General features: G+C 71.6%; 20 protein-coding genes and 1 pseudogene. 13 read left to right on the plus strand and 8 right to left on the minus strand.

Translation table 11 applies throughout. The annotated features are described in order from the left end of the window. The first annotated feature begins 63 nt into the window (after positions 1-63). The gene (locus BDK92_RS21590) at positions 64-549 is read left to right on the plus strand and encodes a winged helix-turn-helix transcriptional regulator (RefSeq protein WP_121158350.1); all 486 of its coding nucleotides are present in this window, start codon (positions 64-66) and stop codon (positions 547-549) included. On the opposite strand, the gene BDK92_RS21595 is transcribed toward BDK92_RS21590, so the two are convergent. After that, a complete protein-coding gene (locus tag BDK92_RS21595) occupies positions 531-1,658 on the minus strand; it encodes a hypothetical protein (protein ID WP_211349325.1) in 1,128 nt (375 codons plus the stop codon). The genes BDK92_RS21590 and BDK92_RS21595 overlap by 19 nt on opposite strands. 297 nt (positions 1,659-1,955) lie before the next feature. On the opposite strand from BDK92_RS21595, the gene BDK92_RS21600 reads away from it, so the two are divergent. The 5 genes from BDK92_RS21600 (at position 1,956) to BDK92_RS21620 (ending at position 6,729) form a co-directional block, all read left to right on the plus strand. Continuing rightward, positions 1,956-3,164 (plus strand): substrate-binding domain-containing protein, encoded by a 1,209-nt coding sequence (locus BDK92_RS21600; RefSeq protein WP_121162461.1) that lies wholly within the window; start codon positions 1,956-1,958, stop codon positions 3,162-3,164. A gap of 8 nt (positions 3,165-3,172) precedes the next feature. Beyond that, positions 3,173-3,916, plus strand: coding sequence for an ABC transporter ATP-binding protein (locus BDK92_RS21605; RefSeq protein WP_121158351.1), 744 nt, complete (start codon positions 3,173-3,175; stop codon positions 3,914-3,916). Next, a complete protein-coding gene (locus BDK92_RS21610) occupies positions 3,913-4,644 on the plus strand; it encodes an ABC transporter ATP-binding protein (RefSeq protein WP_121158352.1) in 732 nt (243 codons plus the stop codon). Before BDK92_RS21605 ends, BDK92_RS21610 begins: the two co-directional genes overlap by 4 nt. Further along, positions 4,644-5,534 carry a branched-chain amino acid ABC transporter permease gene (locus BDK92_RS21615; RefSeq protein ID WP_121158353.1) on the plus strand — a complete coding sequence of 297 codons (891 nt, stop codon included), beginning with the start codon at positions 4,644-4,646 and terminating at the stop codon, positions 5,532-5,534. Before BDK92_RS21610 ends, BDK92_RS21615 begins: the two co-directional genes overlap by 1 nt. 73 nt (positions 5,535-5,607) lie before the next feature. Continuing rightward, on the plus strand, positions 5,608-6,729 hold the full coding sequence (locus BDK92_RS21620) for a branched-chain amino acid ABC transporter permease (RefSeq protein WP_121158354.1): 1,122 nt from the start codon (positions 5,608-5,610) through the stop codon (positions 6,727-6,729). Between the two features lie 58 nt (positions 6,730-6,787). Here the strand turns inward: BDK92_RS21620 and BDK92_RS21625 are convergent, their stop codons facing one another. Further along, positions 6,788-7,612 (minus strand): hypothetical protein, encoded by an 825-nt coding sequence (locus tag BDK92_RS21625; protein ID WP_147457085.1) that lies wholly within the window; start codon positions 7,610-7,612, stop codon positions 6,788-6,790. Positions 7,613-8,000: 388 nt separating this feature from the next. Between BDK92_RS21625 and BDK92_RS21630 the strand changes: the two genes are divergently transcribed. Beyond that, a complete protein-coding gene (locus BDK92_RS21630; protein WP_170208651.1) occupies positions 8,001-10,181 on the plus strand; it encodes a RecQ family ATP-dependent DNA helicase in 2,181 nt (726 codons plus the stop codon). Between the two features lie 28 nt (positions 10,182-10,209). On the opposite strand, the gene BDK92_RS21635 is transcribed toward BDK92_RS21630, so the two are convergent. Continuing rightward, complete coding sequence (locus BDK92_RS21635) at positions 10,210-11,190, minus strand: C40 family peptidase (protein ID WP_121158356.1); 981 nt, start codon at positions 11,188-11,190, stop codon at positions 10,210-10,212. Positions 11,191-11,413: 223 nt separating this feature from the next. Between BDK92_RS21635 and BDK92_RS40415 the strand changes: the two are divergent. The 3 genes and pseudogenes from BDK92_RS40415 to BDK92_RS21650 all read left to right on the plus strand — a co-directional run. Then, positions 11,414-11,683, plus strand: a pseudogene (locus BDK92_RS40415) (metal-sensitive transcriptional regulator); the annotation flags it as partial. An 11-nt stretch (positions 11,684-11,694) separates the two neighbouring features. Continuing rightward, positions 11,695-11,913, plus strand: coding sequence for a heavy-metal-associated domain-containing protein (locus BDK92_RS21645; protein ID WP_121158358.1), 219 nt, complete (start codon positions 11,695-11,697; stop codon positions 11,911-11,913). Beyond that, positions 11,906-12,940, plus strand: a complete 1,035-nt coding sequence (locus BDK92_RS21650) for a hypothetical protein (RefSeq protein WP_246017175.1) — start codon at positions 11,906-11,908, stop codon at positions 12,938-12,940. The genes BDK92_RS21645 and BDK92_RS21650 overlap by 8 nt, the downstream gene beginning before the upstream one ends. A gap of 21 nt (positions 12,941-12,961) precedes the next feature. Here the strand turns inward: BDK92_RS21650 and BDK92_RS21655 are convergent, their stop codons facing one another. Further along, positions 12,962-13,426, minus strand: coding sequence for a helix-turn-helix domain-containing protein (locus tag BDK92_RS21655; protein ID WP_121158359.1), 465 nt, complete (start codon positions 13,424-13,426; stop codon positions 12,962-12,964). 443 nt (positions 13,427-13,869) lie between these two features. Between BDK92_RS21655 and BDK92_RS21660 the strand changes: the two genes are divergently transcribed. Next, positions 13,870-14,274, plus strand: coding sequence for a hypothetical protein (locus tag BDK92_RS21660; protein ID WP_246017177.1), 405 nt, complete (start codon positions 13,870-13,872; stop codon positions 14,272-14,274). An 18-nt stretch (positions 14,275-14,292) separates the two neighbouring features. On the opposite strand, the gene BDK92_RS21665 is transcribed toward BDK92_RS21660, so the two are convergent. Continuing rightward, complete coding sequence (locus BDK92_RS21665; protein ID WP_121158360.1) at positions 14,293-15,459, minus strand: class I SAM-dependent methyltransferase; 1,167 nt, start codon at positions 15,457-15,459, stop codon at positions 14,293-14,295. A gap of 135 nt (positions 15,460-15,594) precedes the next feature. After that, complete coding sequence (locus BDK92_RS21670) at positions 15,595-17,334, minus strand: DEAD/DEAH box helicase (RefSeq protein ID WP_121158361.1); 1,740 nt, start codon at positions 17,332-17,334, stop codon at positions 15,595-15,597. A 312-nt stretch (positions 17,335-17,646) separates the two neighbouring features. Between BDK92_RS21670 and BDK92_RS21675 the strand changes: the two genes are divergently transcribed. Further along, the gene (locus BDK92_RS21675) at positions 17,647-18,366 is read left to right on the plus strand and encodes a ferritin-like fold-containing protein (protein ID WP_246017178.1); all 720 of its coding nucleotides are present in this window, start codon (positions 17,647-17,649) and stop codon (positions 18,364-18,366) included. Between the two features lie 113 nt (positions 18,367-18,479). Here the strand turns inward: BDK92_RS21675 and BDK92_RS21680 are convergent, their stop codons facing one another. Next, a complete protein-coding gene (locus BDK92_RS21680) occupies positions 18,480-18,704 on the minus strand; it encodes a DUF3107 domain-containing protein (protein WP_121158362.1) in 225 nt (74 codons plus the stop codon). 65 nt (positions 18,705-18,769) lie between these two features. Then, on the minus strand, positions 18,770-19,432 hold the full coding sequence (locus BDK92_RS21685; protein WP_121158363.1) for a TetR/AcrR family transcriptional regulator: 663 nt from the start codon (positions 19,430-19,432) through the stop codon (positions 18,770-18,772). A 150-nt stretch (positions 19,433-19,582) separates the two neighbouring features. On the opposite strand from BDK92_RS21685, the gene BDK92_RS21690 reads away from it, so the two are divergent. Then, positions 19,583-22,567, plus strand: coding sequence for a hypothetical protein (locus tag BDK92_RS21690; RefSeq protein WP_246017179.1), 2,985 nt, complete (start codon positions 19,583-19,585; stop codon positions 22,565-22,567). The last annotated feature ends 7 nt before the right edge of the window (positions 22,568-22,574 follow it).

Below are 22,574 nucleotides of genomic sequence, written 5' to 3' on the forward strand. Positions count from 1 at the left end.
GGTGTCGGCGACGCTAGCACGGGGTGGTCTGGTTTCCAAACCGGTTCGGCGTACGCTGGGCTTATGCACCCGACACAGATCGATCCGATCACCTTGCCCGGCCGCCCCTGCGGGCTCGCCGCTGCACTGGAACTCGTCGGCGACCGCTGGGCTTTGGTCGCGCTGCGCGAGGTGTTCTTTGGCAACCACCAGTTCAGCCAGATCGCCCGCAACACCGGCGCCCCACGGGACCGCCTCGCCGCACGCCTGAAAGACCTGGTCAACGCCGGAATACTCGAACAGCGCCCGGGTGTCGACGGCTCCCGCTACCGGGGCTACCACCTCACCGAAGCCGGTCGCGACCTCGGCCCGGCCGTGCTCTCCCTGATGACCTGGGGCGACAAGTGGGCTGTCACCGAACCCACCATGCGTCAGACCCACCGCGACCACCCGCTGGTGCTCACGCCGATCTGCCAGACCTGCGGCGAGCCGGCTGACGAGAGTGAGGTCACCCGCGAGATGACCGTGCCCGACTGGGACCTGACCGGACGTCAGACCTCCGGCGCGTGACCGGGCGCCGGGCCCGGTGGGACCAGTGCCCGTAGTCCGAGTCGGAGCGCGACCTCTCCCGCCAGCCAGCTCATCCCGAAGTTGTCGGCTGCCAGTCCGGCACGGGCGACCTCGGACCAGTCGTCCCGGTCGAGCAGAGACAGATAGCCGTCGCGGATCCGTTCCCGGTCGCCGGGTGGCCAGGTGAGTTCCTCCCCGGCCCGATCCAGGTAGTCGGCGAGCCGGGCGTTGACGAAGTAACGCTCCACCGTCGCCGCCAGCGGGCGGGCATGGCCGAGGTGCGCTTCGAGTACGACCCGAGCGGGCGGATAGTGCGCGAGGGTGAGCCCCATGCCGTCGCTTTCCGCCATGGTCGCCAGCAGTCTGCCGGTGTGGTCGACCAGTTCGCTGTCGGTGTCGACCCTGGTGATCGCCTCGTGCAGGTGTGCGACCGTGGCGACCTTGCCCGCGAAGTAGCGGTTGAGGAAGTCGCCGTCGCAGGCCCGCCGCAGCAACCAGTCTCGGGCGAACGTGCCGCTGCGCGCGCAGAGGGAATCGACCACGTACACCCGGCCCCAGCCGGTGACCCGCTCGGCCAGCCACAGCAGCGCCTCGGTAGAGCCGGGCCGTCGTTCGAGCGCATGGACGGCGAGCGGCGCGAAGCCTCTCGACAACAATCCGATCGTCTGGATCAGCGGGATGTCGTCGTCTTCCCAGACGGACGCGAGCAGCGCCAGGCCGATGCTCGCCGCGTCCGGGTTGGCGGCGTGTCGGACCAGCCAGCGCCCGGTCTGCCGGACCCGCTGATGGTCGACCCGGCGGGCGACAGCGGAGATGTGGTCGTTGGGGCGGCTCGGCACGTGGACGTGGTGGAAGGCGTCGACCAGGTCGGCCGGACGTGCGGACGCGCGGGCGAAGTGCGCGTCCAGGATGGCGGCGGCTCGCGCACCCTTGCGGCGCTCGTCGGTCGACCACTCGGGATCGTCCTGCCAAAGACGGCGTCTGTCGCCCGGGTACGGTTCCCCGTTGCGGGGCAGTGGCCCGTCAGGGTGCGCGCGGTGCAGGCGCAGGGCGTGCTCGTACAGGGTGGTGGGGGGTCCGAGCTGCTCGGGCTCGGGCGTCGCGCTCACCGGCGGACGGAGGACTCGATTCTTCCGGTCATGCGCTGGATCATGGCACAGTGTCGAACGGCGCGGGGCGCCCGATGCGTGGAGTTCGTACGCGGAAATCGGGTGGCTACATGGTTTTCCATGTAGGAACTCGACGACTTGTATGGCCGCGACGGTGAAGGGTCCCGCGTCGGCTGTCTGGCCAGGCCACCCAACCACTGTTACTTATGTGTTTCGCCCACATAGCCCGTGGGTGACGTCACTCCTAGCGTGAGCCGACAAACAAGTTTCCCACTACTCCCTCACGTGGAGCCATACATGACGGTCCGGACCACCCGGCGGGCGCTTGTCGCCGCCGCGAGTTTGATGGCCGTGGCGCTCGCCGCCGCGGCATGTGGCAGCCCGCAGGAGACCGCCACCGGTGGCGGCGACTCCAACACCACCCCGGTCAAGGTCGGCCTGGTCTACTCCCAGTCCGGAGCGCTCGCCAGCTACGGCAAGCAGTACAAGGAAGGCTTCGAGGCCGGCCTCAAGTACGCGACCAAGGGCACCAACAAGATCGGCGACCGGCCGGTCGAGGTGACCGAGGTCGACGACGCCGGTGACCCGGCCAAGGCCGTCTCGGCGGCCAAGGACCTGATCGGCAAGGGCGTCAAGATCCTGGCCGGCTCGACCGCCTCCGGCGTGGCCCTCCAGGTCGCCCCGATCGCCGCCCAGAACAAGACCCTCTTCATCTCCGGCCCGGCCGCCACCGACGCGGTCACCGGAGTCAACAAGTACACGTTCCGCTCCGGGCGGCAGTCGTACCAGGACGTCGTCACCGCCAAGTCGTTCATCGGCGACGCGGCCGGCAAGAAGGTCGTCGTCTTCGCCCAGGACAGCGCGTTCGGCAAGAGCAACGAGACGGCCGTACAGGCGGTCATCGGCGGCGCCGGAGCCACCGTGAGCAGCGTGCTCGCGCCGGCCAGCGCCACCGAGTTCACCCCGTTCGCCAGCCAGATCAGCTCCGCCAAGCCCGACCTGCTCTTCGTCGCCTGGGCCGGCACCACCGCCCCGGCCATGTGGCAGACCCTCGACCAGCAGGGCGTACTCGCCTCCACCACGGTCGTCACCGGGCTCGACATCCGCGCCTCCTGGCCCACCTTCGGCGCCGCCGGCACCAAGATCTCGTTCCTGTCGCACTTCTTCGACGGTGCGGTCGACAACGACGCCACCAAGGCGCTCAAGGCCGGTGTTCCCGGCGGCGTCCTCGACCTCTTCCACCCAGACGGCTTCACCGCCGCCCAGATGGTGGTCCGGGCCGCGACCGAGGGCGGCGACGACGTCGACAAGATGGTCACCGCCCTGGAGGGGTGGAGCTTCGACGGGGTCAAGGGCAAGAACACCGTCCGCGCCGCCGACCACGCCCTGCTCCAGCCGATGTTCCAGGCCAAGCTGACCGGCACCGGTGACCAACTCAAGGCCGAACTTCAGAAGGCCCTGACCAGCGACGAGACGGCGCCGCCCGCGGTAGCCATGAAGGGCTGAGTGAAGTAGTGCTGGCCACCCGAGGCCTCAGTTGGCGAATCGGCGAAGTCGCCATCGTCGACAGCGTCACCTTCGACCTCGCGCCGGGAGAGTTCCTCGGCGTGATCGGACCGAACGGCGCGGGCAAGACGTCCCTGTTCAACCTGATTTCCGGCCTGCGGCGCCCGACCGAGGGCCAGGTGCTGCTGCACGGGCAGGACATCAGCGGGCTACCGCCACACCGGCGGGCCGGCCTCGGGCTCGGCCGTACCTTCCAGTCGTCCTCCGTCTTCGGGTCGCTGACCGTACGCGAGAACGTGCGTCTCGCCGTACAGGCGCATCGTGGCGGGTCGATGAAGCTGTGGCGGCGGGCGGCGGCCGACCGGGACGTGGCCGCCGCCGCCGACACGGCGCTCGACCGGGTCGGCCTCAGCCACCGGGGTACGGCACTCGCCGGCAACCTCGCCCACGGTGAGAAACGGAAACTCGAAATCGCGCTCCTGCTCGCCGGGGAACCGAAGGTCATGCTCCTCGACGAGCCGATGGCCGGGGTCAGCGCGGAGGACGTACCGGAACTCGTCGCGGTGATCCGGTCGCTGACCGGGGACAGCGGCCGATCGGTGCTGATGGTCGAGCACCACATGGACGTGATCCTGGAGCTCGCCGACCGGATCGCGGTCATGCACCACGGCGCGCTGCTCGCCATCGACACCCCGGACACCGTGATGGCGAACGCCACCGTGCAAGAGGCGTACCTGGGGGAGTCCCTGTGAGTACAGAACCGATTCTGACCGTCGAGGACCTGTCGGTGCGGATCGCCGGGCTGCACATCCTCCAGGGCGTCTCCTTCACCGTCGCGCCGACCGGGGTCACCGTGCTGCTCGGACGCAACGGCGTCGGCAAGACCACCACCCTGCGCGCCATCATCGGCCTCACCCCGCGCAACGGCGAGGTACGCGGCGCCATCCGTACCGGCGGGCGCAGCCTCACCGGACAGCCGACACACAAGCTGGTCCGGGGCGGGCTCGGATACGTACCCGAGGACCGGTGCGTCTTCGCCGGCCTCACCGTCGCCGAGAACCTGCGCCTCGCCGAACAGCGCGGCACCGCCCCGGCGTACGACAAGGTCTACGAACTCTTCCCGGAGCTGGACCGGCGCGGACGCCAACGGGCCGGCTCACTCTCCGGTGGCCAGCAGCAGATGCTCGCCATCGGCCGGGTCCTGCTCAACGACAACCGGCTGCTGCTGGTCGACGAGCCGACCAAGGGACTCGCCCCGAAGGTCGTCACCGAGGTCGCCGAGGTGCTCGAACGGGTCGCGGTCACCGTGCCGGTGCTGCTCGTCGAGCAGAACCTCGCCGTCGTACGCCGACTCGCCCAGGCCGCGATCGTGCTCGACGCCGGACGGGTCGCCTGGACCGGCGACGCCCGGCAACTACTGGAGGAGCCGGCGCTGACGAAGTCCCTGCTCGGAGTCGGATCGTCGGGGGTGCACGCCTGATGGGCACGATCGTGCTGTTGACGCTGACCGGGCTCGGCCTGGCCGCGTTGTACTTCCTCGTCGCCGCCGGGCTCTCCCTGGTGTTCGGCCTCGCCGACGTACTCAACTTCGCCCACGGGCTCTTCCTCTCCGTCGGCGCGTACGGCACCTGGTGGGCGGCGAACAACCTGCCCGGTGCCGGGCCGGGCGGATTCGGCTTCGTGCTCGCGGTCGCCTTCGGAGTGGCCGCCGGGGCCCTGGTCGGGGCCCTGGTCGAACTCGTGATGATCCGGCCGCTCTACTCCCGCAACATCGAACAGGTGCTGGTCACCGTCGGCCTCTCGCTCGCCGGGGTGGCCCTGCTCCAGGCATCCTGGGGAGCGGACCCGCGCGACTTTCCCCGTCCGGAGTGGAGCCGGCAGGTGAGTGTCGTGCTCGGCGCGAAGGTGCCGAACTCGATCCTGCTGCTGATCGTCGCCGCCGTCGTGGTCCTCGCCCTGCTCCTCGGTTTCCTCCGCTACACCCGCTACGGCCTGATCATCCGGGCCGGGGTGGAGAACCGGGAGATGGTCACCGCGCTCGGCATCGACGTACGCAAGGCGTTCACCCTGGTCTTCGTCATAGGTGGGGCGGTCGCCGCGCTCGCCGGGGGACTCGGCGGCGTCTACTACGGCTCGGTCTCCCCCAGCCAGGGCGGTTCGCTGCTCATCTTCGCCTTCATCGTCGTGGTGATCGGCGGAATGGGTTCGGTGGTCGGCTCCGCGTACGCGGCGGTCGTCGTCGGGCTGTTGCAGCAGTTCGTCAACTACTACGGCACCTCGGGCGCCGGTGACCTCTGCGTCGTCGCCCTGCTCGCGGCGGTGCTGCTGCTCCGCCCACAGGGCATCGCCGGAAAGGCGGTAACGGCATGACCGAGCGCAGCGAGGTCATCAACTGGCTCAGTCCCGTAAGGCATGCCGGTGACGAGCGAAGCGAGGAGACGGCATGACCGAGCTGAAGACTCCTCCAGCCGAGGCGAAAGCCGCCGACGTGCCGGCGCAGCCGGGGCGCCGGAGCTGGTACGCCGTGATCCGGCCCTGGTTGCCGCTGGTGGCGCTGCTGATCTTCGCCATCCTGCCGTACTCGACGGTGTCGCTGCCGGGGATCTTCGACGGGCCGCTCAACTCGCCCGGCACCCTGCAACTGCTCGCCATCTGCCTCGTCTTCGGCGGGCTCGCCGCCGGCTACGACCTGCTCTTCGGGCGTACCGGCATGCTCTCCTTCGGGCACGCGCTCTACTTCGCCGCCGGGGTGTACGGCACCGACATCCTGGTCACCAAGGGCGGCCTGCCACTCTGGCAGGCGGCGCTGCTGACCCTCGTCGGCGGCGCCATCCTGGCCGCCCTGCTCGGCGCGGTCGCGCTGCGTACGGCCGGGATCGCCTTCGCCATGGTGACGCTCGCCTTCGCCCAGGTCGGCGCGACCCTGGTGGCGCTGGACTTCCAGGGCCTGACCGGTGGCGAGGAAGGACTGCCGCTGGACGTGTCCGGGCTGCCGGAGAGCCTGGTCGGGGTGGCGAACACGGTCAACCTCTACTGGTTGGCGCTCGCGTACCTGGCCCTGGTCGTCTTCGTGGTCGCCCGGGTCGCCGCCTCGCCGACCGGGCGGGTGCTCGCCGGGCTCCGCGACGACGAGCGGCGGATCGGGGTGCTCGGGCTGGACCCGTACCGGTTCAAGCTGGTCGCGTTCACCCTCTCCGGCAGCCTCGCCACCGCCGGTGGGGTGATCTACTGCCTGCTCGTCGGTGGCGCGTCGCCGCACATCACCTCCTCCGAGCTGACCTTGTCGCTGCTGGTCATGGTGGTGCTCGGCGGACCCGGTACGCGGTGGGGACCGGTCCTCGGCGGCATCCTCTACATGTACCTCGACCACCGGCTCACCGACTTCGGCTCCTCGGCGGCGGTGGACTCGCTTCCCGGTGTGCTGAGTGGGCCGCTCTCCCAGCCGCTCTTCGTCCTCGGCACCGTCTTCATCCTCGCGGTCTACTTCTTCCCCGGTGGCCTGGCCAGCCTCAGCAGCCGGATCGCCCCGATCCGGCGTCTCTTCCCGGCCCGTCCGCCCAGGTGACCGGTGTGGCGGTGACGGACCCCCGTGCGTCCGTCACCGCCACACCGACCCGCCGGGATCAGCCGTTGAGGATCTCGTACGCCGCCGCCGGTGCGGAGACCGTGTCAGCCGGAACGGCCACCGCCGGCGCCTTGCCGTAGTCGCGGATGGTGACGCTGTAGTCGTACGCCTTCGTCTTGCCCACGGTGGGCACGTGGACGACAAACGAGGTGAGTCGCCTCTCCGCGTCGACGGTCGCCTCGAACGGCAGCTTCTTCGCCGCGTCCCCGATCCCGGCGATGGTCTCCTCGCTGAGTACGTCAGTCGCCGCCGGGCCGCTCAGGTCGATGGTCCCGCTGTACTTTCCGGAGCCGCCCTGCGTGATGGTCGTGTTCGCCACCACCGGCTTCAGCCCGGCCACGTCGGCGCTCTCGTACGTGGTCGGCAGGCTGTCGTCGCCGGTCAGCTTCGCCGGATCCAGCTTCATCCACTTGGTCGGCAGCTTCGGCAGGCCGGTCAGCCCCTTGGTCTCGGTGAAGGTGATCTTCGTCCAGGTCTGCTGGTCGACGGTCAGGTACGCCATGTGCATGGTGAACCCCAGCTCGGGCTCCTTGTACGACAACCGCAGGTGTACGCCCTTGGACTTCGGCGCCACCTCACCGGTGATCGTCGTCTCCCAGTCCTTGATGGTGTAACTGAAGCCGGGCCGGGTCTCGTTCGGCAGCGCCGCGAGCAGTGTCTCCTTGGGGTTCGGCGCCGCCGACGTCGCCGCGGGCGCCGCCCACTGCGCCGAGCCGGCGGTGTCCTGCCCGCAGCCGGCCAGCGTGCCGGTGATGGCGGCGAGTGCGGCAGCGGTGACGGTCGCTCGCCGGAAGGTATTGATCGTGGTGGTGCGTCGCCGCATGTCCATCTTTTCTGAAGTAGGGGTGAGAGATCGTTGTCAAACGGGAACTGCCCGATCCTTAGTGTTGATCATGAAGATACCGACGCAATCCGTCGACTGTGGATGCACCAAGTTCATGATCGACCGATGGGTCCGGGGGATCAGGGTTGGAGGCGGGGGTAGAGCTCGGCCGGGGCGGGGAGCGAGTCGGCCTGGTCCGGCACCACCACCGTCGGCGCGGTTGGCGTCAGCGGGTCTGAGATCGTCGTCACATCCTGCCGGATCACCGTTCGGTGGACGGTCGGCTCCTTCGGTCGGCCACCCATGTGGTCGGCGCGTCGGTGACGTTCCGGCGGCGGCTGGCGGCGGGATTGCCGGAAACGTCCGTCGGCGCTGGTAGAAATGCCGGGTGACGGACGATCGGATGGCGGTACGGGAACGGGCCGAGGCGGTGCTGCGCCGGCTCGCCGGTGAGCACGCCCGGCTGCGCGAGGACCAGTGGCGGGCGATCGAGGCGCTGGTGGTCGACCAGCGCCGGGTGCTCTGTGTGCAGCGCACCGGGTGGGGCAAGTCCGCGGTCTACTTCGTCGCCACCGCGCTGCTCCGCGCCGGTGGCACGGTGGAGGGCGGCGGCACGGTGGAGGGTGGCGGGGCGGGGCCGACCGTGATCGTGTCGCCGCTGTTGGCGTTGATGCGCAACCAGGTGGAAGCGGCGGCCCGGGCGGGCATCCAGGCCCGTACGATCAACTCCGCGAACCTGGACGAATGGGATGAGATTGCCGCCGAGATCCAGGCCGGTACGGTCGACGTCCTGCTGATCAGCCCGGAACGCCTGAACAACCCCGACTTCCGGGACAGCGTCCTGCCCCGGCTCGCCGCCACCACCGGGCTGCTCGTGGTCGACGAGGCGCACTGCGTCTCGGACTGGGGGCACGACTTCCGCCCCGACTACCGGCGGCTGCGTACGTTCCTCGCCGGCCTGCCCGAGCGGACCCCGGTGCTCGCCACCACCGCCACCGCCAACCAACGGGTCACCGACGACGTCGCCGAGCAGCTCAACACCGGCAACGCCCAGGGTGACGTCGGGGACGCGCTGGTGCTGCGGGGGCCGTTGGACCGGGCCTCGCTGCGGCTCGCCGTACTCGACCTGCCCAGCGCCGCGCACCGGCTCGGCTGGCTCGCCGACCACCTCGACCAACTCCCCGGCTCGGGGATCATCTACACCCTGACCGTCGCGGCGGCCGGTGAGACGGCCGAGTTCCTCCGCTCCCGGGGGTACGCCGTCGCCGCCTACACCGGCCAGTCCGACGACGCGGAGCGCCGCGCCGCCGAGCAGGACCTGCTCGACAACAAGATCAAGGCGTTGGTGGCGACGTCCGCGCTCGGCATGGGCTTCGACAAGCCGGATCTCGGCTTCGTGGCCCACCTCGGCGCGCCGCCGTCACCGATCGCCTACTACCAGCAGGTCGGCCGGGCCGGTCGCGCGGTCGAGCACGCCGAGGTGCTGCTCCTGCCCGGGGTCGAGGACCAGGCGATCTGGCGTTACTTCGCCTCGCTCGCCTTCCCGCCGGAGGACCAGGTCCGCTCGGTTCTCCGGGCGCTGCTCCCGGACCGTCCACTTTCCACACCCGCGTTGGAGCCGATCGTCGACCTGCGGCGTACCCGGCTTGAACTGATGCTCAAGGTCCTCGACGTGGACGGCGCGGTCCGTCGGGTGCGCGGTGGCTGGCTCGCCACCGGCGAACCGTGGCACTACGACGAGGCCCGGCTGCGTCGGGTGGCCCAGGCGCGGACCGCCGAGCAGGAGGCGATGCGCGAGTACGCCGCCACCGGTGACTGCCGGATGGAGTTTCTCCGCCGCTGCCTGGACGACCCCGAGGCCGTCCCCTGTGGACGGTGTGACAACTGTGCCGGCGCCCAGTACGACACCGCCGTCTCCGCTCCCGCCCTCGCCGCCGCGCAGGCGTGGCTCGGCCGTACCGGTGTCGACATCGCGCCGAAGAAGCTCTGGCCGACCGGGTTGGAGGCGGTCGGCGTACCGCTGCGCGGCAAGATCGCCCCGAGCGAGCAGGCACTGCCCGGCCGGGCCCTCGGCCGCCTCTCCGACCTCGGCTGGGGTGGTCGGCTGCGGGCCCTGGTGGCGCCGGAGGCGAGCGACGGCGTGATTCCCGACGACGTGGCCGCGGCCATGGTCGAACTGCTCCGGGACTGGTCACGTGGCGCCGACCCGTGGCCGGCCCGCCCGGTCGCGGTGGTCGCGATCGGCTCCCGGACCCGACCACGACTCGTGCACAGCCTCGCCGAGCGGATCGCCACCGTCGGCCGGCTGCCGCTGCTTGGCGAGGTGACCGCCCACGACGGTCCGTCCGGTGGCGGGCCGAGGGGCAACAGCGCCCAACGGGTACGGACGCTGCACGACGCCTTTGTCGTACCGGCTCCGTTGGCCGACGCTCTCGCCGGGCTGGCCGGCCCGGTGCTGCTGGTGGACGACGTGGTCGACTCAGGCTGGACCATGACCATGGTGTCCCGCCTGCTGCGGCGCTCCGGTGCGCCCGCCGTCCTCCCGCTGGCGCTCGCGGTCGCCGGTTGAGCCGACGGTCGGGTGTGGAGGGTCGGGGTCAGCCGGGGCGGCCGAACCCGTGGACCGGTTGGAACTCGACCCGTTCCAGTTGGACCGGCTTGCCGGCCCTCGGCGCGTGGATGATGTATCCGTCGCCGACGTAGATCCCGACGTGATGGATGTCGGCGTAGTAGAAGACCAGGTCACCTGGTTGCCGTTCGGCGCGGCTGATCCGTTTCACCGCCCGCCACTGCCGGGCGGCGTTGTGCGGCAGCTTGACCCCGGCCGTACGCCAGGCGGCGGAGGTCAGCCCGGAGCAGTCGTACCCGTCCGGGCCCTCGCCACCCCACTGGTAGCGCTTGCCCAGTTGCGCGTACGCGAACCGGACCGCCTTCGCGGCGGCGCCGTTGCCCAGGTCAGGCGGGCTGGGTGCGGTACGCGGAGCGGCGGGCTCCCGTTCACCGGCGGCGTCGCGCAGCCGGTCCAGTTGACGGATCTCCTGCTCGATGTGCTGCTTGCGGGCGGCGAGTTGGCGCTCCTGTGCGCGCTGCTGCGTGTCCAGGGTCCGTGCCGCGTCCCGGGCGGCGGCGAGCTGGTCGTGGGCGTCGGCCAGCCGTGCGATGACCCGGCGCTGGTCCCGGCTGAGTCGGTCCAGCATCAGCAGGGAGTTGAGCAGGTCGTTGGTGGTCGCGGTGAGCAGTGCGGAGACGGCGGCGAGGGGCTGCCCGCCGTGGCCCCGGTACGCCTGGGCGGCGAGCCGGGCCGCCTCCGTACGGTGGACGGCGAGCTCCTCGGCCAACGTGCCCAGTTCGCGGTCCAGTACGGCCGCCCTGGCCTGCGTCTCGCCCAGCTGCTCGCGCAGGTCATTGTACTGCTCGATGACGATTTCGAGCTGCTCGGCCGCGGCGGCGAGCTGCTGCTCGGCGGTCTTGCCGGGTGGTTCGGCACCGGCGGGTTCGGGCGCGGAGGCGAGCGCCAGCATGACGGACACCCCGGCAGCGAACGCCGCGGTGCGGCGCGGTACGACGGTTGTCGGCACGACCTGTCCAACGACCGACCATCGACGTTGGCGACGGCATCGACCGAGATGGGCATGGATACGACCGGGGGGTATCCTGCTCGTCATGACCCATCAGTCGCCGGCCGACCCCACTCCCGGCACCGCCTCGGGTGACGGCGCCGATCCTGCCGCCGTCGACGCTCCCGTCGATGCCGCCGCCGGCGCGCACTCCGGTGATAACACCGCGCATGGTCCATATTGGTATGCATCGGACAAGCAGGCGCTTCTCGGTCGGCTCCGCCGGATCGAGGGGCAGGTACGCGGCCTGCACCGGATGGTGGAGGAGGACACCTACTGCATCGACGTCCTCACCCAGATCTCGGCCGCGACCAAGGCGCTCCAGGCGGTCGCCGTCGGCCTGCTCGAAGGACACATCGCGCACTGCGTGATGGACGCCGCCCGGGACGGCGGCGACCCGGCCGCGAAGGTGAAAGAGGCGTCGGACGCCATCGCCCGACTCGTACGCTCCTAGGAGACCAGCTGATGCCCGTGACGTTTACCTACACCGTGGTCGGCATGACCTGCGAGCACTGTGTCCAGGCGGTCAGCGGTGAGCTGGCGGCGCTGCCCGGCGTGCAGGACGTGACGGTCGAACTGGCCACCGGAGCGGTGGCGGTGACCAGCGACGCCCCGCTGACCGAGGAGCAGGTCCGGGCCGCGGTCGACGAGGCGGGCTACGAACTGGCCGGCTCCGGTGCCTGAGCGCACCGGGCATTCCGCCACCGACTCCGCCCCGGCGCCCGGGTCGTCGGAGTTGTCCCTGGAACCGACCGACCCGTCCGCGGGGCTGGCAGGGGTGGACGCGCCACCCGTACCGCCACCGGGCGGAGGCAGGATGGCCCTCGTTGTCGGCGGACTGGTCCTCGCCCTGATCGGCGGCTTCGGCCTCGGCCGGTTGAACACCGACAGCGCCGGCTCGGCCAACCCGCCCGGCGTCAGCGGCGACCACACCCACGCCCCCGGCACCGCGCCGCACGAGCACGGCCCCGGTGCGACCACGACCGGCACCACCCCGGTCGGCACCGAACTGGGCGGACTCTCGCTCAGCGCCGCCGGGTTCACCCTGGTGCCGGCGAGCACCGCGTTCCAGGCCGGCCAGAGTCAGCCGTTCCAGTTCCAGGTGCTCGGCACCGACCGGAAACCGGTCACCAACTTCACGGTCGTCCACGACAAACCGCTGCACATGATCGTGGCCCGCCGCGACCTCTCCGGTTACCAGCACCTGCACCCGAGCATGGCCCCGGACGGGACCTGGAGCGTGCCGCTGACCCTGGCCACCCCCGGCATCTGGCGGGCGTACGCCGACTTCACCGCTGCGGACGCCACCGGGAAGCAGGCCGCTGTCACGCTCGGCGTCGACCTGGTGGTGAACGGCGACTACGCGCCCCGTGTGCTGCCACCGGCGGCCCGGGAGGCGACGGTCGACGAGTTCACCGTGACGTACGAGGGCACCCCGCAGGTGGGCGCCTCCGCCCCGATGATGTTCCGGGTCTTCGCCAACGGCAGCCCGGTCAACGATCTTGAGCGTTACCTGGGCGCGTACGGACACCTGGTCGCACTGCGCGGCGGCGACCTGGGGTACGTCCACGTGCACCCGGAGGAGCAACTTGTCGGCGGCGCGGTCAAGTTCTGGCTCGCCGTACCGAGCCCCGGCAACTACCGGCTCTTCTTCGACTTCCAACTCGCCGGGGTGGTCCGGACCGCCGAGTTCACCCTGACCGTTTCCTGACCACCGACGGGGTGCGCGGCGTCAGCCGGCCCGGCGTACCGGACGCTGGGCCAGATAACGCAGCAGGTCGCGGATCAGCTGTTTCTCGTCGGCCGGCACGTTCGGGTCGGCGAGCCGGCTCAGGATCACCCGGAGGTCGGCGTCGGCCTGATCGTCTGCCCGCTTCCGGGTGCCAGCGCCCCGGGCGCCGCCGGTGGGGGGCCGTCCGGCCCGCTCCGCCGGCACCGGCTCACCGTCGGGCAGGCCGAGCGCCCGGAAGGCCGCCGTCACCGGTACGTCCAGCGCGGCGCAGAAGCCCCGCACCTTCGCCAGCTCCGGATAGTCGTGCCAGTCCCCGGCCAGCCAACGGAAGACCGTCGACCTGCCAACACCCGTATGCGCGGCCAGGTCGGTGACGCTCCAACCCCGTTCGTCCTTGGCGTCGTCGATGGCTCGACGTACGAAGCGGGCGAATGCCGCCTGGGGTGAGTCCGATGCGGCACCCATTGTCAGTGGACAGCCCTCTCCTGCTGGAGCACCACCTTTGCCCCCTGAGCGTAGTGGCAAAAGACTGCTCCGCCACCCAGGCGGGATCGACTAGTCTCGTGGCCGGGACCGAATGGCGGATCCCGCCGGTCGGACTGCCAGCTGTCCTGCCGGTCCCGCCGTTTCCGCTGGTTGCCACCCTCCCGAATCGAATTCCGGGGAGAGTGGGCGGTCCGTCCGGTCGCCAACGCGACACGGATCCTCGGAGCGATCTCCCGTTGGCCGGGGGGCAGCGGGAGATCGCCCCGACCTGCTGGTCACCACTCCCGGTGATCAGTTGAATCCACTATGCTCGACCCTCGCGTGGCCCGGTCGGTCGTACCCGAACCGATCAGCCAGGGCCGACCGCACCGCGTCCATCGTCCGTGGCGCTTCCGTTTTCGAGGCGAGTGAAGAGGATCAACGTGGCTACTCCGGCCCCACCGCTTCCGCACCGACCCGGGGCGATCAGCCTGTTCTTCGTGGTCAAGGCCGCCGTCTTCGCGGCCGGTTTCTGGGCCTGGCTGCTGGTCCTCGTCGTCACCGGGACCGAGGTGGGCGGGCTGCACATCCTGGCCGCCACCGGGACGATCATCACCACTCTGGTCTCGGTGCTGCTCGGCGTCCGGATGGCCCTGCAACGCAGTGCGGCCGACCGGCACGCCGAACTCAAACGGCTGCTCGTCGACATCTCCTGGAACGCGTTCGCCGCCGCGGGCAACGCGGAACCCGAGAGCAACGGCAACGTCGTACCGTTTCCGAGCACCGCGTTCGACGCGTCCCTGTCCGGAGGTACGTCGGGTGAGAGCAACGGCGACCGCCGCCACTGACCGGGTCGCCGGTAGCCGTCAGACCGGCGAAACCGTCCGATGTGGTTCGTCCAGCAGGGTGCGCAGACGGGGGTTGACCTGCCACTGCGACACCAGGCCCGCATATTCGGCCCGCTGCTGCGCGGTCGGCTCCGCGCCGGTGCGTCGCGCCCGCAGCAACAGGTTGCGCGGCGTGTGCTGGCTGTCGACGAACTCGACCACCTCGACCCGGTAACCGTGCAGCCGCAGCAGCCCGGCGCGGAGCGCGTCGGTGAGTACGTCGGCGAACCGTTCCCGCAGGATGCCCTCGCGGGTCAGCAGGTCGTACGGCTCCGGTGCCGGTTGGCTGCGCAACTGCCGGGCCAGGTCGTGATGGCAGCACGGCGCGGCGAGCACCCAGCGGGCGTTCCAGCGCACCGCCCGGGCCAGCGCCTCGTCGGTCGCCGTGTCACAGGCGTGCAGCGCCAGCACCAGGTCCGGTGCCGGTTCGACGACCGCGTCCAGGATGGTGCCGGCGACGAACCGTACCTGGTCGGCGCAGCCCAGTTCCTCGGCCAGTTCGGTGTTCCGCCGCCGCTGGTCCTCCCGTACGTCGACGCCGACCAGTTCGACGTCCACGCCCCGTCCGGTGAGGTACCGGTAGGCGGCGAAGGTCAGGTACGCGTTGCCGCAGCCGAGATCCACCACCCGTAACGGTCCGGTCAGCTCGGCCGGCAGGGTGGCCGCCAGCGCCCGGAGGAACGCGTCCACCTGGCGCCGCTTCGCCGCGCTGCCACCGACCGAGGCGAAGAGCGGGTCACCGGGATCGAGCAGGTAGTCCTTGGCCCGGTCGTGTCCGGACGGCGGGGCCGGGGCGCGGTCGGCGGCGGCCCGGTGCACCTGGGCGTCACCCTTCTTGGTCACCCGTACCTGCACCGTGGCGGTTGCCGTTTCGACGTGCCAGTTGCCGAACGGCTCGGCCAGCAGGGCATCCACGGCCGCGTCCGACTCCGGACCGGGAGCGACGTTGCGGGTGTACGGGCGGGAGCCGTCGAACGTGGCGATCTGGAGCCGGGTGCCGGCCTTCAACGTCACCGGTCGCAGCTCGGCGCGAACGAGGGTCGGTGCCGCTCCCCGGCGACGGCCAGCCGCCACCGCCCGGGTCAGCCCGGGGTCGAGCAGGAGCGCACGCACCTCGGCGAGGGCGAGTTCGAGTTGTTCCGGCACGGCTACGTGGCCTCTTCCAGCAGGGTCACCCGGTCGCGGCGGGCGGCGCGTATCTGATCCCGGCCCCCGGCGGTCCATCCGGCGGGTGCCGGGACGGAGCTTCGGGAGCCGGGTCGGTGGAGCGTCGGTGCCGGGTCAGGCGGTGGCGGTGTCCGCGCTCGGGCCGGCGTCGGTCGTACCGGCGTCGGAGGCCGCGCCGCGCGTTCCGCGCCCGCCACGGCGGCGCCGCCGGGTACGGGTCTTACTGGTGCCCTCCGCGCTGTCGCCGTCGGCCTCAGCCGCCGGGGCAGTGCCCTCGGTGGTGACCGTGGCCGTGGTGGCGGTGGCGGTGGCATCACCGGCGACAACCTCACCGGCGCGGCGCCGACGCCGCTGCCGGGTGCTGGCCCGGACGACCTCGTCGGTCGTCTCCACCACCGGGTCGTTGTCGGCGGCGGCCGGTCGGCCCCCACCGTCGCGGCCCCCACCGTCGCGGCCCCCACCGTCGCGACGTCCACGGCTACGAGTGCCCCGGGCTCCGCTGTCGCGGCTCTCCGGGCGCCGGGCGCCCCGGGACCGGCCGCCGAGATCTTCCTCGACCTCGGCGGAGAGGCCCGCGCGGGTCCGTTCGGCGCTCGGCAACGTACCCGAGATGTCCGTCGGGATGTCCAGGTCGGTGTAGAGGTGCGCGGAGGTGTGGTACGTCTCCGGCGGCTCCGGCATCTCCAGCCCGAGGGTCTTGTCGATGATCCGCCACCGGGGCATGTCGTCCCAGTCGACGAAGGTGACCGCGACGCCGGTGGCACCGGCGCGGCCGGTACGACCGATCCGGTGCGTGTACGTGTCCTGGTCTTCCGGGCAGTCGTAGTTGATCACGTGGGTCACGCCGGTCACGTCGAGCCCGCGCGCCGCCACGTCGGTGGCGACCAGGATGTCGATCTTCCCGGTACGGAACGCGCGGAGCGCCCGCTCCCGGGCGCCCTGCCCGAGGTCGCCGTGTACGGCGGCCACGGCGAAGCCACGGAAGTCGAGGTCCTCGGCGACCCGGTCGGCGGCCCGCTTGGTACGCGTGAAGATCATCGTCAGGCCACGTCCCTCGGCCTGGAGAATCCGGGCGACGATCTCGACCTTGTTCATCGAGTGCGTGCGGTAGACCAACTGCCGGGTCAGCGGCGACGGTCCGGTCTCGGCGGTGTGTCCGGCGTGGATCGTCACCGGCTGGCGCAGGAAGCGCCGGGCCAGCGTGACGATCGGATCCGGCATGGTGGCCGAGAAGAGCATCGTCTGCCGCTTTTCCGGCAGCATCGCCAGGATCTTCTCGACGTCGTCGAGGAAGCCCAGGTCGAGCATCCGGTCGGCCTCGTCGAGGACCAGCGCGCGTACGCCGTCGAGGCGCAGGTGCTTCTGCTTCGCCAGGTCCATCAACCGGCCGGGCGTACCGACCAGGATCTCCACACCCTTGCGCAGCGCGTCCACCTGCGGCTCGTACGCGACGCCACCGTAGATCGGCAGCACCCGTACGCCACGCGTCTTGCCAGCGGCGGCGATGTCCTTCGCCACCTGCAGACCCAACTCCCGGGTCGGTACGACAACCAGTGCCTGCGGGACTCCGTCGCTGCCCTCGCCGGGCGCGGTGACCCGCTCCAACAGCGGTACGCCGAATCCGAGGGTCTTGCCGGTGCCGGTCGGCGCCTGCCCGATCAGGTCGGTGCCGCGCAGCGCGATCGGCAGTGCGTATTCCTGGATCGCGAACGCGCGGACGATACCGACAGCGGCCAGCGCGTCCACGGTCTCCTGACGTGCGCCCAGGTCCGCGAAGGTCGGGGCCTCGGGGCGCACCGGTGCGTCGGCGGCCAAAGCCTGGCCAGCCATTTCTTCTTCGATTTGATCGCTCATGTGGTTGTGGGGGTGCCCTCTCGTGGTGCGCCCCGTTAGTCCGTAGGGCGCTGTTTCGGTTTGGCGCGGGCCACACGGTTCTCGGCAGAGTGCCGGGCAGAACCGGGCCGCACGCGCGCCGTAGGAAGGAATTCGAGGCTCTCGAGACCTACGGCAACTGCTCCATGTTACCTGAGCCGGGCAAATGTCGCCCCTACTCGGACTGAACCGGGGTTGACCGGGGTGAACGGATGTGGTGTCGGTCACCCGTTTTGCTGACCCTCCGTAGCTCCCGTCATCACCGCGTACCGGTTGGAGCGGTAACCTGCCATCGTGTCTGGCTCGTCGGAAACCGTGCCACCCGTCCCCGCCGTGCCGATCCCGTACCCGCCGTCCGGTTCGGCCGCCGGCCTGACCGTCGCGCCCGTGGCGGACCTGCTCGGACTGGTCGCGTACGGCGAACTGGCCGCCTTCGACCGGATGGCCGCCGACGCCCGGCTCGCCCCGGACCTGCGCCGCCGAGCGATGTTGAGCGAGATGGCGGCACTGGAGATGGCGAACTACCGCCGGATCGCCGACCGCCTCACCGAACTCGGTGTGACACCCGGCGACGCCATGGCCCCGTACGCCGCAGCGCTGCAGGGGTACCACGACTCGACCGAACCCAGGGACTGGCTGGAAGCGGTGACCAAGGCGTACGTCGGCGACGCGATCGCCGACGACTTCCTCCGCGAGATCGCGGCGGCGCTCAGCGAACCGGACCGGCGACTCGTGCTGGAGGTGCTGCACGACTCGCGGTACGACGAGTTCGCCGGTGCCGAGATCCGGGCCGCGATAGCCGTCGACCCGAAGGTCGCCAACCGGCTCTCCATGTGGGCCCGGCGGCTGGTGGGCGAGGGGCTGTCGCAGGCCGGGCGGTTGGCCGGCGAGCGGGTCGGACTGACCACACTGATCACCGCTCGAACCGGCGGTGACGTGGGCGTACCCGGGCTCCTGCGGCGGCTGACCGCCGCGCACACCGCGCGGATGGCGGCGGTCGGACTGAACAACTGAACGGGCTTGTCGCCCCGGATCCGCCGGTGACCGGCGGGAAACCGGCCACCGGACCGACAGGCCCGCCCCGGACCGGCCGGTACGGCCGGTTTCGGGGCGTCGACCAGGTCAGCTCAGCGGGCGACGAACCCGACGGCCCGGGGGGACGCCTCGGCGATCTCCACGTAGGCGACCTTGGTCACCGGAACGATGATCCGGCGGCCCTTCTCGTCGGTCAGGGACAGGGTGCCGTCGTTGGCGATGGCGTCGGTCACGATCTGCTCGATCTCGGCCGGCGTCTGCGCGCTCTCCAGCACCAACTCGCGCGGCGCGTACTGCACGCCGATCTTGACCTCCACGGGACCTCCTCATCCAGGGCGAAACTTCGCCGTTGCGAAGGCTATCCGATGAGCGGAGGTATCTGTCAGGCCGACTCGCCCTGCGGTGGGGCCGACTCCCCCTGAAGAGGGAAGCTGGCGATGCCACGCCAGGTGAGGGCGGCGAGCAGCGCCTCCGCCTCGGACTTCGGCACCTGGCGGCCGGCGGCCAACCAGAACTGCGCCGCCGTCTCCGCCGCGCCGACCAGACCCGAGGCGAGCAGTTCGGCCCGCGCCCGGTGGACACCGGTGGTGGAGATGATCGTGTCGGTGATCGCCGCGATGCAACCCTGCTCGACCCGTTCGACCCGCTCCCGGACCGCCGGCTCGTTCCGCAGGTCCGACTCGAAGACCAGCCGGAACGCCTCGCTCTTGTGGTCGACGAAGTCGAAGTACGCCCGTACCGCCGCGCTGACCCGCTCCTTGTTGTCGGTGGTGGACGCCATCGCGTCCCGGACGCTGGCGACGATCGCGTCGGCATGCGTGTCCAGCAGCGCCAGGTAGAGCTCCAGCTTGCCCGGGAAGTGCTGGTAGAGCACCGGCTTGGAGACGCCGGCCCGCTCGGCGATGTCGTCCATTGCCGCCGAGTGGTAACCCTGCGCGACGAACACCTCCTGGGCGGCGGCAAGCAGTTGCTTGCGCCGGGCCGAGCGGGGCAGACGGGTAGGTCGGCCTGCTGTCTGCGCACCGTTCTCCGCAGCAGCGGTCATGGGTACCTCCGGGTCTCGCGTCGCACAACCATAGATCTCAATCAGAACGGATCGACGTGTCGCGTCGTACCGCTGAATTAGCCCACCGTTGTAACTTATCGCCACTGTCGCCACACGGTAGCCTCAGCGTGGGCGACCAAGGAGCGCACGGTGGACGAAACAGGGCAACCCGGGGCCGCCGCACCCGGCGAGAACGGCAACGGGGCAGGTCCGCATGGTGACCTGGCCCGGCCGGCCAATGGTTGGGCGGCGGCCGATTCCGGCTGGCCCCACACGGCCAAGCCGGTCGATGGCGGCTCCGAGTCACGGCCGCAGTGGCGCCAGCCGCCGGCCCCGCCGGCATGGGCGGGTGACCCCGAGGGGCGGTACGCCGACCCGGCGGCCGGCGGCGGCGGACCCCGCGAGTCGGGGCAGCCGACCAACGGCGCCTCGTACGGCGAGCGGCACTACCCGGACCCGGGGGCGCCGTACCGGGCGCCGGCCAGTGCGCCGCCCTACCCGTACCAGGACGAGCCAGACGACTTCTCCGCGGAGCGGATCGCCGTACCGGCGCCGCGTCCTCCGTCCGCGCCCGAGCAGCTCGGTGCCGAACGCTCGGCCGGCGCCCCGGACCGTGCGGCCAGGGGACGGGAGCGTCCTCCGGGTCGTTCCGAACGGCCGACGGCGCCTGCCACGGCCGAATCGGCGGAAGCCGCCGAAGCGGCCCGGCACGCCTTCGGCGACGCCCCCACCAGTGGTGCCGGCCCGTCCTCGGCCGGCCAGCCGACCGGCCCGGAGCCAACCGCCGACGGGGCGAGCGACGCCGAACGGGAGTCGAGGTGGCGGGAGGCGAACGCTCCGGCCTCCGCGCCGCCCGCCGGACAGCGGGCTGCCGCCGGTGGCGTACCGAACCCGGCGGAACCCGACCGCAACCTGCGCGCCGTACCGAACTACGACCTGGTGCCGCCGAAGCGGAGCATCCGCGCGCCCGGCGAGCCGAACGAGTCGGACCGGAAATCCTCGGCCGACCGTGATCACTTCGGCGGAGAGCGGGCGGACCACGGCGACCGGGTGAACCGGTCCGCCCCCGACGCCCCGCCCGCCCGGCCGGCCTGGGCCCGGTCGAGTTCCGGCGCGGAAAGTGCCTGGACCCGCGCCAACGGTCCGGCCGAGGGCAGCGGACCCGACTGGTCCGCCCGGTCGGGTGCCGGACCCGAGGCCGGCGGCTCCACCCGGTCGTCCTGGGGGCGTGCCGGCAGCGCACCGGCCGGAGGCGAACCGGCCCGTCCGGCCTGGGCCCGATCCGACGGCGGTCCGGAGGACACCGAGCAGGCTCGTCCGGCCTGGGCCCGGTCCGGCAACGACCTGCAGTCCGCCGCCGCGTCCTGGGTACGAAACGAGGCCGACGCCGAGGCCAACGCGGGCAACAGCGGACCCGGCGCGCCGAACTGGTCCCGTTCGGAGGGCGAACCACCGGCTGCCGCCGAAGGCCGGTCCGAATGGCCCCGTCCGGCGAACGAACCCGAGCCCGGAGCCGAGCAGGCGCGTCCCGGGTGGGCGTCGAGCTGGGCGCCGCCGTGGGCGACGGCGTCCCCGGAGCCCGAGGCACGCAGGGCCCGCCGGGACGACGCCGACTGGCCCGGAGAGCCGGGTCCGGGGTCCGGGTACGAATCGAACCCTGGCTACGAAGCGAACCCTGGCTACGGCCCGAACCCTGGCTACGAACCGAACCCTGGCTACGGCCCGGCGCCAGGGGCGGAGTCCCACCCGGGCTACGGCCCGCCGGGTGGAGCCGACACCCACCCGGGCTACGGCCCGGGGAGCGGGGCCGAGCCGGCCGGCTACCCCGTCCCCGGCGAACCCGGGGACCCGATCCCGGTCAGTGGAGGCCCGGGCCACGCCGGTGGTCCCGAACGGCCGTGGGCGTCGCCGTACCCGGGTCACCCGGTGGCGTCGTCGCCCCCGGGACCGGTCGACCCGGGTACGTCGATCCGCCCCGTCGACCCGGGTCCGGAGGCGCTGCCGCAGCGGGTCCCGGCCGAGCCGGACGTTCCCACCATGCCGGAACCGGTCGCCGGTGAGCCGTCGGCCGAGACGCCGGAACTCGCCCGGATCGCGACCCACCTGCGCCGGGACGACGCGCCGAGCCAGCTGCGGGATCGTCCCGAGGGCTTCGACGTCAAGGCCATCCTCGCCGCTGTCCGGGGTGTGCCCGGCGTACGCGACGCGTCCCTTCGTACCACCCCGGCGGGTGCGCACAGCCTGCGGTTGGATCTGTCCGACGGGGCCGACCCGGCCGAGGTGAGCCGTCAGGTGGCGCGGTTGCTCCAGGACCGGATGGGTCTGGCCGCGGCACCGAAGCTCCCCGGAACCCCGGTTCCCGGGGAGATGCTGCCCGGCACCCCGGTCGCTGGCGGGATGTTGCCCGGTGCCCCCGTCTCCGGCGTCCCGGTGTCGGGAATGCCGGTCTCCGGGGTGCCGACGTCCGGCCCGCCCGGCTCCGGTCAGGCCGAGGGACGCCGAGCGACCGACGAGGCGCCGGACGAGACGGCCCGCCGACGTCGCCCCGTCCACCAGGGCCGGGCCGTCGTCGACGACCGAAGTGCGGGGGCCGCTGCCAACACCGTTGGCGCCAACAGTTCCGGGGCGGCGACCGGGAGCCCGGTCACCGCCGGCGCCTCGTACTCCGGTGGTCAACCCACGACGACCGAGACGGCACCGTCCCGGCCGCTCAACCCGGGTGGTCCGCCCGGCCCCCGGGTGATCCTGGACCACGTCCAGGTCAGCACCTTCGGCCTGGAGGCGACGGTCGAGGTACGGCTCGCCGCCGGTACCCAACGGGCCAACGGGCTCTCCACCGGACCGGCGGTCGACGGTTACGTGTTGCGGCTCTGCGCGGTCGCCGCCGCGGTCGCGATCGACGAACTGCTGAACTCGTCGGCCCGGGTGACCGAGATGGGCCGGTGTTTCGTCGAACACGCGGCGGTGGTCCCGTTCGGTAGCTGCGAGGTGGCGACCGTGGTGGTGCTGCTGGTCTGCGACGGCTGGGTGGAGCAACTCGCCGGCTCGGCCCTGGTCGCCGGCGATCCACGCCAGGCGGTCGTCCGGGCCACCCTGGCGGCGGTCAACCGGCGGCTGGAGGCGCTGCTTGTCTGATCGATGG

The organism is Micromonospora pisi, assembly GCF_003633685.1.
Lineage (GTDB): Bacteria > Actinomycetota > Actinomycetes > Mycobacteriales > Micromonosporaceae > Micromonospora_G > Micromonospora_G pisi.

Bases quoted from the DNA above. Each gene is read 5' to 3' on its own strand.
- BDK92_RS21590 (WP_121158350.1), top strand. From the start codon at position 64: ATGCACCCGACACAGATCGATCCGATCACCTTGCCCGGCCGCCCCTGC.
- BDK92_RS21600 (WP_121162461.1), top strand. From the start codon at position 1,956: ATGACGGTCCGGACCACCCGGCGGGCGCTTGTCGCCGCCGCGAGTTTG.
- BDK92_RS21615 (WP_121158353.1), top strand. From the start codon at position 4,644: ATGGGCACGATCGTGCTGTTGACGCTGACCGGGCTCGGCCTGGCCGCG.
- BDK92_RS21620 (WP_121158354.1), top strand. From the start codon at position 5,608: ATGACCGAGCTGAAGACTCCTCCAGCCGAGGCGAAAGCCGCCGACGTG.
- BDK92_RS21625 (WP_147457085.1), bottom strand. From the start codon at position 7,612: ATGCGGCGACGCACCACCACGATCAATACCTTCCGGCGAGCGACCGTC.
- BDK92_RS21645 (WP_121158358.1), top strand. From the start codon at position 11,695: ATGCCCGTGACGTTTACCTACACCGTGGTCGGCATGACCTGCGAGCAC.
- BDK92_RS21655 (WP_121158359.1), bottom strand. From the start codon at position 13,426: ATGGGTGCCGCATCGGACTCACCCCAGGCGGCATTCGCCCGCTTCGTA.
- BDK92_RS21670 (WP_121158361.1), bottom strand. From the start codon at position 17,334: ATGAGCGATCAAATCGAAGAAGAAATGGCTGGCCAGGCTTTGGCCGCC.
- BDK92_RS21685 (WP_121158363.1), bottom strand. From the start codon at position 19,432: ATGACCGCTGCTGCGGAGAACGGTGCGCAGACAGCAGGCCGACCTACC.